General features: G+C 60.4%; 11 protein-coding genes. All 11 read left to right on the top strand.

Annotated elements, in window-relative coordinates:
* Positions 1-28 precede the first annotated feature (28 nt).
* The 11 genes from J0X03_RS08895 (at position 29) to tssH (ending at position 12,807) form a co-directional block, all read left to right on the top strand.
* Entirely contained in the window at positions 29-487 is a 459-nt protein-coding gene (locus J0X03_RS08895) for a T6SS amidase immunity protein Tai4 family protein (protein WP_031299756.1), read from the top strand.
* Positions 488-499: 12 nt separating this feature from the next.
* Positions 500-853 (top strand): T6SS amidase immunity protein Tai4 family protein, encoded by a 354-nt coding sequence (locus J0X03_RS08890; RefSeq protein WP_050594451.1) that lies wholly within the window; start codon positions 500-502, stop codon positions 851-853.
* A 62-nt stretch (positions 854-915) separates the two neighbouring features.
* On the top strand, positions 916-1,677 hold the full coding sequence (locus J0X03_RS08885) for a DUF4225 domain-containing protein (RefSeq protein ID WP_129992903.1): 762 nt from the start codon (positions 916-918) through the stop codon (positions 1,675-1,677).
* 529 nt (positions 1,678-2,206) lie between these two features.
* On the top strand, positions 2,207-3,934 hold the full coding sequence (gene tagH, locus J0X03_RS08880) for a type VI secretion system-associated FHA domain protein TagH (RefSeq protein WP_142002623.1): 1,728 nt from the start codon (positions 2,207-2,209) through the stop codon (positions 3,932-3,934).
* Complete coding sequence (locus tag J0X03_RS08875) at positions 3,934-4,707, top strand: PP2C family protein-serine/threonine phosphatase (RefSeq protein WP_033643559.1); 774 nt, start codon at positions 3,934-3,936, stop codon at positions 4,705-4,707. The genes tagH and J0X03_RS08875 overlap by 1 nt, the downstream gene beginning before the upstream one ends.
* Before the next feature lie 29 nt (positions 4,708-4,736).
* Positions 4,737-5,723, top strand: a complete 987-nt coding sequence (locus J0X03_RS08870) for a hypothetical protein (protein ID WP_033650844.1) — start codon at positions 4,737-4,739, stop codon at positions 5,721-5,723.
* Between the two features lie 15 nt (positions 5,724-5,738).
* Entirely contained in the window at positions 5,739-6,560 is an 822-nt protein-coding gene (locus J0X03_RS08865) for a type VI secretion system accessory protein TagJ (protein WP_265342537.1), read from the top strand.
* A 2-nt stretch (positions 6,561-6,562) separates the two neighbouring features.
* On the top strand, positions 6,563-7,138 hold the full coding sequence (locus tag J0X03_RS08860; protein WP_033650842.1) for a type VI secretion system baseplate subunit TssE: 576 nt from the start codon (positions 6,563-6,565) through the stop codon (positions 7,136-7,138).
* 4 nt (positions 7,139-7,142) lie between these two features.
* On the top strand, positions 7,143-9,029 hold the full coding sequence (tssF, locus tag J0X03_RS08855) for a type VI secretion system baseplate subunit TssF (RefSeq protein WP_033643563.1): 1,887 nt from the start codon (positions 7,143-7,145) through the stop codon (positions 9,027-9,029).
* Positions 9,026-10,096, top strand: coding sequence for a type VI secretion system baseplate subunit TssG (tssG, locus tag J0X03_RS08850; protein WP_060660567.1), 1,071 nt, complete (start codon positions 9,026-9,028; stop codon positions 10,094-10,096). The genes tssF and tssG overlap by 4 nt, the downstream gene beginning before the upstream one ends.
* Positions 10,097-10,152: 56 nt before the next feature.
* A complete protein-coding gene (gene tssH / locus J0X03_RS08845) occupies positions 10,153-12,807 on the top strand; it encodes a type VI secretion system ATPase TssH (protein WP_122016286.1) in 2,655 nt (884 codons plus the stop codon).
* The last annotated feature ends 38 nt before the right edge of the window (positions 12,808-12,845 follow it).

The following is a 12,845-nucleotide window of genomic DNA, read 5'->3' as shown; positions in this document are numbered from 1 at the left end:
CAAACCATACGGATTTTGGAGTGTTGAGATGAAAAAAATCCTTATCTCCTTTTTTTGTCTATATGCCACTTGTGCTATAGCGCAGAAAAATCAAGAAGAGTCGATTGAAAATTGGCCGCCGCAAGCGGCATACAGAAGCTATTTGCAAAACTACAAGGATATTGCTCTAACCTACTGCATTTCCGTCGCTTATAAGACATCACCAGAGGCTAGCAAAGATGCAATTGCCTCATCGAATGGTATCGATGCTTGGTCATACTATGCAATTCGTGATGAAGAATCCCCTATCATCAAGCTGACAAAGCAGTACTTGCAAAAGAATTACAATGCTAAGGATGGGAAAAGCCGCTTAGACTTAATGAAGTGCATGGATATGTACCATAGTGAAGAGCTTGATAAACTTGCGAAAGATTATGTACAGCGCCCTAATGATAATTGGGTGAAAGATAATCCGGACAGAGTAAATGAAAATCCTCCTCGGAAATAATCAGTGAAAAAAATCTCACTGACTGTGGCCATCGCCGCAACGTTGAACGTCAATGCAGCGACAGAAATTGACTATTCCCCTGCCGAGTACCTCAAAAACTACGCGCTTAGCGTCTGTATCGCCGAGGGGTACTCAGCAAAAGAAGTCAAAAACGATGCCGCAGCCGCTGCTCGGGGTTACATGGAGTTCGGCGATTATTCTCTGGAGGCGCATACCGCCGTCAGGGCGCTGGCAAAAGAATTTCTGGCAAAGCCCTATGACAGCATGTCTGGGGAGCCGATGACGATGGCCAAGTGCATCGATCTTGTACATAGCCAAGCGTTACAAGCCATCATCAAGAAGTACCAAGGGAAAGACGACAACTGATAATAAATACGCATCCTTACATATAATAAATGTTAGTTTAGAAAAATAGGAAAGGAATCCTGATGCAATACAAAACAAAAGCAGATCTGGATAGATCTGTCGATGAACTAAAAAAACTATCAAGAACGTTTTCACGACAGTATCTATACACCAACGAATCAAGAGCTAATTTCTCACTGGAAATAGACCAACTTATTCAGTTTGCACAAAGGGATATCAGTATACACTGCACATCCTACTCTGGGGCAATCAGTATAATTGAAGAGGAAATCAACAACCTCAAACAACAAGAATTCAACATTAATACAGGTAAAGCCAAGCTCTTTGTCGCAATAAAAAAAGAAAAAAGAGAAAGATTTTCAAACCTGGTGATGAAACAAGTTGGTTTTGTCAGCGGCGGCTCTCAGATATTTGCCGGAATCGGAACCTGTGCACTTTCTGCAGGCATGGCCTGCGGGGGCATTGGCGTACCGTTAATGGCTCAAGGAGCAAATAATGTTTACGAAAGTGGCTATTATTTACTTTTCAGAAAAGATAAGGTTGGCAGTATAAGAGAGGCATACCACTACGCGGCTAACTATCTAGGTTATAATAAAAATGAAGCTGACATCGTTTATAGTTCCGTTGACATATCACTATCCGGGTACGGTATATTTAGCAAGTCATTAAGACCTGACTCTTGGCGGTTGTTTAAACACATAAACAGCGATTATATTATTGGATGGAAAAAACTTGGCACGGTTCCATTAGGCGCAGAGGTTTTTTCCAATGCCATAACTGGCTATGGAATTTACAAATTAATCGATGAGGAAACAAAACAGTGATCGATGACGTCACGCTTTCCACCTACTCTTACTCATTTGTGTTTTTATACTTTTTCCTGTCAGTCTTAGTATTTGTCGGGCTTTATCACCTAAAACAAAAAACCAACAATAGAAAATCCTATTCCCTTTTTGTGATAGCTACCACAGTAAATTTATTTGCAAGCATCATCCAAGGTTTAGTATTTAACTATGGTTCTGAGATACTGGATCCAATTCTCAATATAAAATTTCAAGACTATGATGAGGTGTGGTACGCCAGTATTATATTCGCCCTTACTTACCTGTCTCAATTACCAACTAACCTCTATTACAAAAGAAAGACTAAGAATAATGCGAATAATAGCAAAGACATCTCCTGACATATACAGCCTCACGTTATTACATTGAAGTTTTCGACCATATAATGCGTTAGCCAAAGAATTTAGTCACTCACATTCAAAGCTCTCTCTTAGGAAAGAAATCAAGTCAAACTCATCCAGTTATCGAGTTTCACTGTCTGGCCATAAGATCTAATCAGCAGGAATGCCTTATGCGATTTTCCATTGTAAAAAATAAAAGCGGCCAGGTTCCGCCGCAAAGCAGTTGCGATTTTCTGCCGCCGGGCGGCACCATCGGCCGCAGCGTGGACAACAACCTGGTGCTGCCGGACGAAGAGCGCGCCATTTCCCGTCTGCAGGCGATCGTGCACATTTCCTCTGACGGCGAATGCCGCATCACCAATCGCGGCAACGTCACCCGCGTGCTGCTGAACGATATTCCGCTGGAACGAGGCCGCCAGGTTGAACTGCAGGATGGCGACGTGCTCGGCATCGACGATTACCAGATTGAAGTCAGCGCGCTGCAACAGCACGCCGCGCCGCAGGCTCAACCGGTGGCCAAGGCCGTTGCCGCTGCTGCGGCCCCTGCAGCCGCCGCCAAAGAAAAATCCGCCGCGCCGATCCCCAACGAAATCTGGGACAGCCTGGTGGAAGAATTTACGCCGAATGCGTCGGCCGCCGTCACACCGCCGCCGATCGCCAATCCAGACAGCCATCCGCTGCTGGATACCCCCGCTCGCGAGCTGAACCCGGCCGATCCGCTGGCGCAGCTGGCGGGCGATGTCGATCTGCGCCAATTGCAGCAACAGCAAACCGATCCGGCCGCCCTATTCAACACCGACTCCACTTTTGAGCGTGAGCATATCCTGGCCGACACCACCCCCAGCGCGCTGCTGGCGGAGCAGGCTGCGCCACCGCGCCCGGCTCCCCCCGTCCAGAATGCGCAGCAACCGGAACAAGAGCTGGATCCGCTGGCGCTGTTCGGCGGTTCATCCGCGCCCGCTTCGCCAGAGACGTTAAACAGCAACGACCCGCTGGGGCTGTTGATGGGCGGCGCCGTGCCGCTGGCTCAGCCGGAGGAACCGGCACAACCGCCGTCCCCACCACCGGCGCCGATCGCCGCACAACCGCAAGCGCCGCGCCCTCAACCGACGCCGCCGCCGGTGCAGAGACCCGAGCCGCAGCCCCAACCCGCACCGCAGTTCAGCCAGCAGGAACCGCCTGCGCAACCTCCGCGCCCGCGCCAGGGCAACCGCCTGGGCATCGATCCGGTCGCCTACCAGTCCGCCCAGCGGCAGCACGCCGCCGCGCCGAATGGCGACACCTTGGAGGGGCCGCTGCTGACGGCGCTGTTGCAAGGCCTCGGTCTCGACGATCTGCAGCCGCAGCCGCATTTCGACGAACAACAGATCCGCCAGGTCGGCCGCCTGCTGAGCCTGTTCTCGCAAGGCACCGTCGCCCTGCTCTCATCCCGCTCGATCCTCAAGCGCGGCGTGAAGGCTGAGATGACCATGATCCTCGACGAGGCCAACAACCCGTTCAAACTGCTGCCTTCGGGGAAAACGGTGCTGATGCAGATGTTCGGCAGCCAGATGCCGGGCTTTATGCCGCCGGAACAGGCGGTGCGCGATGCGCTGATCGACCTGCAGGCACACCAGCTGGGGATGATCGCCGGCATTCGCGCCATCATCGCCGCCATGCTGCAGTCCTTCAACCCGGAGCGCCTCGAAGAGGAAGCGCGCAAGGAAGGCGTGGCGCCGCGTCTGTCGCTGCCCGCCAACCGCAAGGCCGCGCTGTGGGACTACTTTGTGAAGAACTATCAGCAAACCTCCGGCGAGATCGAGGACGATTTCCACACCCTGTTCGGCGAAGCCTTCCTGCACGCCTATGACGTTGAAGTGAATCAATACAAAGACTCACAGACCAAACCGGACGCGTAATGAATATCACCATAGCCTCTACCTCCAATCAGGGCGGCCGCGCCTCCAACCAGGATCAGACCGGCGAGGTGCTCGGCAACCGCGCCGCCTGCTTCGTGGTGTGCGACGGCATCGCCGGTTTTCCGGGCGGCGATATCGCCGCCAAACTGGCGCGCGACACTATTTTGCAAAACTTCGACGGCGAAAAGCACCTGAACGCCCAAAGCATTCGCCAGCACATTACGCGCGCCAACGCCGCCATCCACCAGCAGCAGCGGCAGTCGGACGAATACAGCAAGATGGGCACCACGCTGGTCAGCCTGTTTATCGATCGCGATTACCAGCTGGCCTACTGGGCGCACGCCGGCGACAGCCGCCTGTACCTGTTCCGCCGCGGCTACCTGCATGCCGTCACCACCGACCACAGCCTGATCCAGCAGATGCAGGACGCCGGCTATCAGACCAACGGCATCAACAGCAACCTGCTGTATTTCGCGCTGGGGCTGAACGAAGAGCGCGACGCCACCTACAGCGACGTGCTGCAGCTGGAAGACGGCGACGTTTTCCTGCTGTGCACCGACGGCTTCTGGCACAGCTTCAGCCAGGCCGAACTGGAACAGTCGCTGCACATGGTCAACTCCCCCAGCGAGTGGATCGCTCTGATGCAGCAGGCATGGAAGAAAAACAATAACAGCGATAACTACAGCGCTATCGCCGTCTGGATTGGCTCACCGCAGGAAACCACCCTGCTGCATTCGCTGGCGGATGCGGAACGGTTTCTCATCCGCGACTGAGTCGGCGCACATTCACAGCAAGGTTCACTATGAAATACTGGATGCCGGGGCTCGTCGCCCTGATGGCGGTACCGACCGCGCAGGCGATGAACTATCGCCTGGTTTACTCCCCCAGCCAGAAGCTGGAAGTGTTTATCGATGACGTCAAGAACAGCAATCCGGAAAGCTGGTGCGGCAAAAGCATCCCGCTGCGCATCGTCTCGGCGCAAGGCAAAGATCCGGCCGTGTTGAACGACTTTCTGCCCCGCGTCGGCAATCTGCTGGAAAAGCAGTGCCCAAAAGCCGGTCATCTGCCCTGGACGCTGACCGACAAGCGCGGTGAGAAGCTGGCGACCGGCGAAGCCGCCAAAGCGCGCGGCTGGAAACCGGTGGTCAAACAAGAGACCGCCGAGCAGCCGCAAACCCCGCCGCCGCCGACCATTCCTGCGGCGGTGGCCGTCACCTCTGCGCAGGCGGACACCGCGCCGCCACAGCGTTTCAGCCTGCCGCAGGGCTGCCACTTCCGCACCTTCTGGGGTGACGAAGCCACCGGCGGCGCGCTGTTCATTCCCGCCGGCGACGCGCTGCGCTGCGGCGAGGACGGCTGGCTGCAAGGCAGCGGCGCGGTCACGCTGCAACACGGCGGGCAAACCCTCTCGCCGACGCTGTGGTTCCTGCAAGGTTACCCGCTGGCGAAGATCAACGGCGGCGATCGCGCGCTGACCGTCGTCAGCGCCAACGCCCAACGGCTCATTTTGGGCGGCAACCCGCAGGCGCCGGGCAGCTTCCTGCTGCTGACCTTCGAACCGCAGTTGCACGCCTGGGCGTTCAACGGTGAAGCGATCGTTGAAATGCCGCGTGTCGACGCCGCCGACGAGACCAAGATCACACAGCGCGTGCAGCAGGCGCAAACCGCCTGGCAGCCGCTGCTGAGCGCCGCCGCCCCGCTGACCTTCAAGCTGGTGGAACAGTTGGCCGCAGACCGGGTCGATCCCGCCAGCGGCAGCTACCTGTCGGTTAACGGCGCCACTCACTGATTATAAGGAAAGCCTGTGAAATCATTAGCAAGCATGCTGCAAGGCCAGTCGATCGCCGCGGCCATCACCGCCGTCGAGAACGATATCAAGGCAAAACCGGCGGATGCCGACCTGCGCGCCGCGCTGGTGCAACTGCTGTGTCTGAGCGGCAACTGGACGCGCGCCAACGCGCAGTTGAAATCCTGGCAGGCGCTGAAACCGATCGCCCAACCAACCACCTTGCTGCTGATGCAGTCGGTCAACGCCGAGCTGCAACGCCAGGCGGTATTCGCCGGCACGGCCGCGCCGACGCTGCTGCGGCAGGCGCATCCCTGGCTGAAACTGATGGTGCAGGCGCTGCATCAGGATGCGCAAGGGCCGGCCGAGCAGGCCCAGACGCTGCGCGATGAGGCGCTGGAGGCCGCCCCGGCCGGCGCCGGGCGGTTAATGTTGGCCGAAGGCGACCAAGAGCGGCAGCTGAGTTTCGACTGGCTGACCGACGGTGACGGCCGCCTCGGGCCGGTGTGCGAGCTGGCGCTCAACGGCGTTTACTACTGGGTGCCGTTTGCCGACATCGCCGCGATCCAGTTCCAGGCGCCACAGAGCGCCATCGATCTGGTGTGGAGCCATGCGCTGGTGCGCCTGACCGATGGCCGCGAACAGGTATGCCAACTGCCCGCCCGTTACCCGCTGCCCGAAGGCAGCGACGACGCGCTGCTGCTCGGCAAACGCACCGAATGGCAACCGCTGGGCGACGGCGCCCACTATGCGGGGCTGGGCCTGAAGACCTGGCTCAGCGAAAGCGACGAATTCCCGCTGCACAGCCTGCGGCAGTTGAGCTTCGACGCGAGCGCCTGACCATGAACGACAAGCGCCCCCCCCACTATGACGGCGGCGATCTGCGCCGCCAGGGCTATCGCTCTCGTCAGGACAGCGAACGCCTGACTTCACGCGACAAAATGCAGCCGGTGCTGCTCGATATGCTGACCGACGACGAACCGCAGAAAAAGCAGGAGGCGCAGGTGCGCAACCTGGTGTCGCACAGCGAGCTGCGCCGCCGGGTATTGCGCGATTTGCAGTGGCTGTTCAACTGCGTCAACAGCGAATCCAATCTGGATCTCGGCGATTTTCCACAGGTGCGGCGCTCCACCCTGAATTACGGCATCGCCTCGCTGGCGGGCAAGCGCATGTCGGACATCGAATGGCTCGACATTCAGCGCGCGCTGACCGATTCCATCCTCCATTTCGAGCCGCGCATTCTGCCCGACGGGTTACAGGTGCGCTGCATTTCGGACACCGGCTCGCTGGATCTGCACAACGTGCTGTCGATCGAAATCAAGGGCCGCCTGTGGTGCGTGCCCTATCCGCTGGAGTTTCTGTTCCGTACCGACGTGGATCTGGAAAACGGCCACTTCGATCTGAAAGACATAGGGTAAGGCGATGGACAGTAAACTGTTAGATTATTACAACCGCGAGCTGGCCTATCTGCGTGAGATGGGCGCCGAGTTCGCCGAACAGTACCCGAAGGTCGCGGGCCGTCTCGGCATGCGCGGCATCGACGTGGCGGACCCTTATATCGAGCGTCTGATGGAGGGCTTCGCCTTCCTCACCTCGCGCGTGCAGCTGAAAATGGACGCCGAGTTCCCGCGCTTTTCTCAGCGCTTGCTGGAGATCATCTACCCCAACTACCTGTCGCCGACGCCGTCGATGGCGATCGCCGAGCTGCAGCCGGACAGCAGTAAAGGCGATATCAGCAACGGCTTCGTGGTGCCGCGCGGCACCATGATGGACAGCCAGACGCTGAAGAAAAGCGGCATCACCTGCAGTTACACCACGGCGCATGACGTCACGCTGCAGCCGGTGCGCATCGCCGGCGTCGAGCTGGGCGGCATTCCGGCCGATATTCCGCTGGCCTCGCTGGGGCTGCAGCACAGCGGCTGCGTCAGCGCGCTGCGCATTCGGCTCGAGTGCTACGAAAGCGTGACGCTCAACAACCTGCAGCTGGACCAATTGATGTTTTACCTGGCCGGGCCGGACATGCAGGCGCAGCAGCTGCTGGAGTTGCTGATGCAGCACAGCGTCGGGCTTGTCTGCCAAACGGTGGAGGCTCAGCCGCAGCGGCGGGCGCTGGCGTTGGACGGGCTGCGACAGGAAGGCTTTGCCGCCGATCAGGCGCTGCTGCCCAACGATCTGCGCAACTTCGAAGGCTACCGGCTGCTGCAAGAATATTTCGCCTTCCCGGCGCGCTTCCAGTTCTTCAGCGTCAACGGCCTGCGCCCGCTGTTGCAAAGCGTGCGCGAAGGGAAAAAGGCGCTGCGCCAGTTCGAAATCGTGGTGCTGCTCGATAGGCACGACGCCGCGCTGGAACGAGTGGTCGACGTTGCCCATTTGGCGCTGCACTGCACGCCGGTGATCAACCTGTTTCCGAAAGTGGCCGAACGCATCGCGATCAACGAAAAGAACCACGAATACCATCTGGTGGTCGACAATATCCGGCCGCTGGATTACGAAGTGTTTTCGGTGCAGCGGCTCGGCGGCAGCGCCAGCGAAAAACGCTACGAGCAAGAGTTTCGGCCGTTTTACAGCACCCTGAGCGCGGACGATGGCAACTATGGCGCCTACTTCTCGCTGCGGCGCGAACAGCGCACGCTGTCGGAGCACGCCCGCCGCTACGGCACCCGCACCGGCTATGCCGGTTCGGAAGTGTTCGTATCGCTGGTGGACGAACGGCAGTCGCCGTGGCACAGCGATCTGAAATACCTCACCGCCGACGTGCTGTGCACCAGCCGCGACCTGCCGTTGATGCTGTTGCAGCAGGATCAGGGCAATTTCGTGATGCCCGATTCAATCCCGATCAAGCAGGTCTCGCTGCGCAAAGGCCCTACGCCGCCGCGTCCGGCGCTGGCCGAAGGGATGATCACCTGGCGGTTGATCAGTCAGCTGCAGCTGAATTACCTCAGCATGATGGACGGCGATCCGGAACAGGGCGCTGCCAGCCTGCGCCAGCTGCTGGGGCTGTACGGCAACCTGAGCGAGCCGGCGATCGCCAAACAGATCCAGGGCGTGCGCCACTGCAACCTGCGGCCGGTCTATCGGCGAGTGCCTGAACCCGGCCCCATCGTGTTCGCGCGCGGCATCGCCATCGATCTGACGGTCGATGAGCAGGCGTTCTCCGGCAACAGTCCTTACCTGCTCGGCAGCGTGCTGGAGCGCCTGTTCTCGCGCCTGGTGGCGATGAACACCTTCACCGAGATGACGCTCTCCAGCCAGCAGCGCGGCGAGATCGCCCACTGGCAGGCGCGCATGGGCAAAAGGACGCTGATATGAACGCGGAGATGATCGCCACCGAACTGGCGCCGCCGCAGATCAACGCGCTGTATCGCCTGCCGGACGACTTCTGGCCGCGGCTGCGCAGCGCGCCTTACAAGCACGATCTGTTTCAACTGCTGCGGCGCATCGACGCCCAGGGCGGCCAGCCCTACCTGCTGGGGCGCGCGCCGCTGCCGCGCCACGAGATGCTGCGCCTGGGCCAGGAACCTTCGCTGTCGTTCGCGCCCTCCACGCTGGCGCAGGTGACGCCGCGCGCCAACAGCCCGCTGCACGACGTATCGATCTTCAGCTTCGGCCTGTTCGGCCCCAACGGACCGCTGCCGCTGCACCTGACCGAATACGTGCGCGAACGGGTGTACCACCATCAGGACACCACCCTGCTGGCGTTCACCAATCTGTTCCATCACCGGCTGACGCTGCTGTTTTACCGCGCCTGGGCCGACGCGCAGCCGACGGTGTCGCTGGATCGCCCGGACAACCGGCGCTTCGACGAGTACCTGTCGAGCCTGATCGGCATCGGCCAGCCGGCGCAGCAAGAGCGCGACAGCATCAACGCCCACGCTAAACATTTTATGGCCGGTCATCTGATTCGCCACAGCCGCGATCCGGAAGGCCTGAGCAAAATTTTGCAGCAGTATTTCAAGGTGCCGGTGCGCATCGTCGAAAACGTGCCGCACTGGCTGCGGGTGGAGCCGCGCGAGCAGGCGCGGCTCAAGGCCGGGCGCGGCGCGCCGCGGCTCGGCGAATCGGCCTTTCTCGGCATCGCGGTGCGGGATATCCAGCACAAATTCCGCATCGAGCTGGGGCCGATGCCGCAGCAGGACTATGACCGCTTTCTGCCCGGCGCCGATCTGTGCCGGCAACTGCGCGACTGGGTGCGCCAATACCTGGGCATCGAGTTCGTCTGGGAAGTGCGCCTGATCCTGGCGAAGGAACAGGCGCACGGCATCCAGCTCGGCGGCGCGCAGCGATTGGGCCTGAGCAGTTGGCTGGCCGACCATCGGCGACAGCGCGATCTCGACGATCTGATCTTCAGCCCTGAACCGCTGGAAAACCCGTTCTGACCCTATTTCGGCCGGCGCCCTGCGGCGTCAGGCCACTCTGAGACCTGAGGAAAACCATGTCTGAAATCAGCCGCTCGGTATTATTCGGCAAACTGGATAGCCTGTTATTCACCTCTCTGGAAAGTGCGACGGCGTTTTGCAAGCTGCGCGGTAACCCCTACGTCGAATTGGCGCACTGGCTGCATCAGCTGATGCAATCGCCGGACGGCGATCTGCAGCAGATCGTTCGCCACTTCGCGCTGGACGAGGCGCAGCTGGCGCGCGACATCGTCGAGGCGCTCGATCGCCTGCCACGCGGCGCCAGCGCCATCTCCGATCTGTCCGAGCACATCGACAGCGCGGTAGAACGCGCCTGGGTCTATGGCTCATTGAAGTTCGGCGCGGCGCGCATCCGCGGCGGCCACCTGCTGCTCGGCATTCTGAAAACCTACAGCCTGCGCCACCTGCTGAAGGCCATTTCCCCGCAGTTCGAGCGCATCAACGCCGATCTGCTGATGGAACAGTTCGCCGCCATTACCGCTCACTCGGCGGAAAACGCCCAGGATGCGGCGGCGCAAAGCGGCGCCGAGCCCCTGCCCGGCGCGGCGCGCAGCGGTGAAAGCGTGCTGGAGCAGTATGCCCAGGATCTGACCGCCAGAGCGCGCAACGGCGAGATCGACCCGGTGGCCGGCCGCGATGAAGAGATCCGGCAAATCGTCGATATTCTGATGCGCCGCCGCCAGAACAACCCGCTGCTGACCGGCGAGGCCGGCGTCGGCAAAACCGCCGTGGTGGAAGGCCTGGCGCTGCGCATCGTGGCCGGCGACGTGCCGCCGCAGCTGCGCGACGTGAAGCTGTGCCTGCTGGACATCGGCATGCTGCAGGCCGGCGCCGGCGTCAAGGGCGAGTTTGAAAAACGGCTGCAGGCGGTGATCGACGAAGTGCAATCCAGCCCGACGCCGATCATCCTGTTTATCGACGAAATTCACACCCTGATCGGCGCCGGCGGCGCCCAGGGCACCGGCGACGCCGCCAACCTGCTGAAACCGGCATTGGCGCGCGGCCAACTGCGCACCATCGGCGCCACCACCTGGTCGGAATACAAGAAATACATCGAGAAGGATCCCGCGCTCACCCGCCGTTTCCAGGTGGTGCAGGTGCACGAACCGAGCGAAGACAAAGCGCTGCTGATGCTGCGCAGCACCGTCAGCCCGCTGGAGCAACACCACCGCGTGCTGCTGCTGGATGAAGCGGTGGACGCCGCGGTGCGGCTGTCCCATCGCTATATTCCGGCCCGCCAGTTGCCGGACAAGGCGGTGGCACTGCTGGATACCGCCTGCGCGCGCGTGGCGGTCAGCCAACATGCCGAGCCCGCCCAGGTCGAAGACTGCCGCCACCGCATCGATGCGCTGCAGATAGAGTTGGATATCGCCCGCCGCGAGGCCAAGGTCGGCATCGGCGATCCCCTGCGCCCGCAGGAGATTGAAGCCCAATTGACCGCGCTGCGCCAGGAACTCGAACAGTTGACCGAGCGTTGGCAGCAGGAGCTGGCGCTGATCCAGCAGATCATCACGCTGCGCGCCCAACTGCACGCCCAAGAAGAGGCGAGCACCGACGAAGAGACGCAAACGCGCCCTGATGCCGACGCGCTGCGCGCCCAATTGGGCGAACTGCAGCAGCAGCTGAGCGCGCTGCAGGGCGAAGCGCCGCTGATCTTCGCAGCCGTCGACGCCAGCATCGTGGCGGCGGTGGTGGCCGACTGGACCGGCATCCCGCTGGGCCGCATGGTGAAAAACGAGATTGAAGCGGTGCTGCAGCTCTCCGACACCCTGAATCAGCGCGTCATCGGCCAACGCCATGCGCTGGATCTGATCGCCCGCCGGGTGCGCACCTCACGAGCGCGGCTGGACGATCCGAACAAACCGGTCGGGGTATTCCTGCTGGCCGGGCCCTCCGGCGTCGGCAAAACCGAAACCGCGCTGGCGCTGGCGGAAACCCTGTACGGCGGCGAGCAGAACGTCATCACCATCAACATGAGCGAATTCCAGGAGTCGCACACCGTTTCGACGCTGAAAGGCGCGCCGCCCGGCTATGTCGGCTACGGCGAGGGCGGCGTGTTGACCGAGGCGGTTCGCCGCCGTCCTTACAGCGTGGTGCTGTTGGACGAGATCGAAAAGGCGCACCCGGACGTACATGAAATCTTCTTCCAGGTGTTCGACAAGGGCTGGATGGAGGACGGCGAAGGCCGTCATATCGATTTCCGCAACACCATCATCATCCTGACCTCCAACGTCGGCACCGATCTGATCGCCGGGTTGTGCAGCGATCCGGAGCTGCTGCCGGAGCCGGAGGCGCTGAGCGGCGCGCTGCGCCAACCGCTGCTGTCGGTGTTCCCGGCCGCCTTGCTCGGCCGCCTGCTGGTGGTGCCGTATTACCCGCTGACCGACGCCACGCTGGGCAACATCGTGCGCCTGCAATTGGGCCGCATTCAGCGTCGCCTGGCGGAGAATCACGACATCGTCTGCACCTTCGACGACGCGGTCATCGAGCAGATCGTCAGCCGCTGCACCGAGGTGGAGTCCGGCGGCCGCATGGTCGACGCCATCCTGACCAACACCCTGCTGCCGCAGATCAGCCACACCCTGCTGACCGGCAGCGCCAACGACCAGCGCTATCGCCAGCTGCATATCGCGCTGCAGAACAACGAATTCATTTGTCAATTTCAGGCATAACGCCGCGGCCGCCGAGACGGCGGCCCTTTGAACACAGA

Origin of the sequence: Serratia ureilytica (assembly GCF_017309605.1) — a bacterium.
GTDB classification, from domain to species: domain Bacteria; phylum Pseudomonadota; class Gammaproteobacteria; order Enterobacterales; family Enterobacteriaceae; genus Serratia; species Serratia ureilytica.
This window is presented reverse-complemented; position numbering and strand designations above follow the sequence as displayed.

Excerpts from the sequence above, each read along its gene's own strand:
- J0X03_RS08895 (WP_031299756.1), top strand. The coding sequence starts at position 29 with ATGAAAAAAATCCTTATCTCCTTTTTTTGTCTATATGCCACTTGTGCT.
- J0X03_RS08885 (WP_129992903.1), top strand. The coding sequence starts at position 916 with ATGCAATACAAAACAAAAGCAGATCTGGATAGATCTGTCGATGAACTA.
- tagH (WP_142002623.1), top strand. The coding sequence starts at position 2,207 with ATGCGATTTTCCATTGTAAAAAATAAAAGCGGCCAGGTTCCGCCGCAA.
- J0X03_RS08875 (WP_033643559.1), top strand. The coding sequence starts at position 3,934 with ATGAATATCACCATAGCCTCTACCTCCAATCAGGGCGGCCGCGCCTCC.
- J0X03_RS08870 (WP_033650844.1), top strand. The coding sequence starts at position 4,737 with ATGAAATACTGGATGCCGGGGCTCGTCGCCCTGATGGCGGTACCGACC.
- J0X03_RS08860 (WP_033650842.1), top strand. The coding sequence starts at position 6,563 with ATGAACGACAAGCGCCCCCCCCACTATGACGGCGGCGATCTGCGCCGC.
- tssF (WP_033643563.1), top strand. The coding sequence starts at position 7,143 with ATGGACAGTAAACTGTTAGATTATTACAACCGCGAGCTGGCCTATCTG.
- tssG (WP_060660567.1), top strand. The coding sequence starts at position 9,026 with ATGAACGCGGAGATGATCGCCACCGAACTGGCGCCGCCGCAGATCAAC.
- tssH (WP_122016286.1), top strand. The coding sequence starts at position 10,153 with ATGTCTGAAATCAGCCGCTCGGTATTATTCGGCAAACTGGATAGCCTG.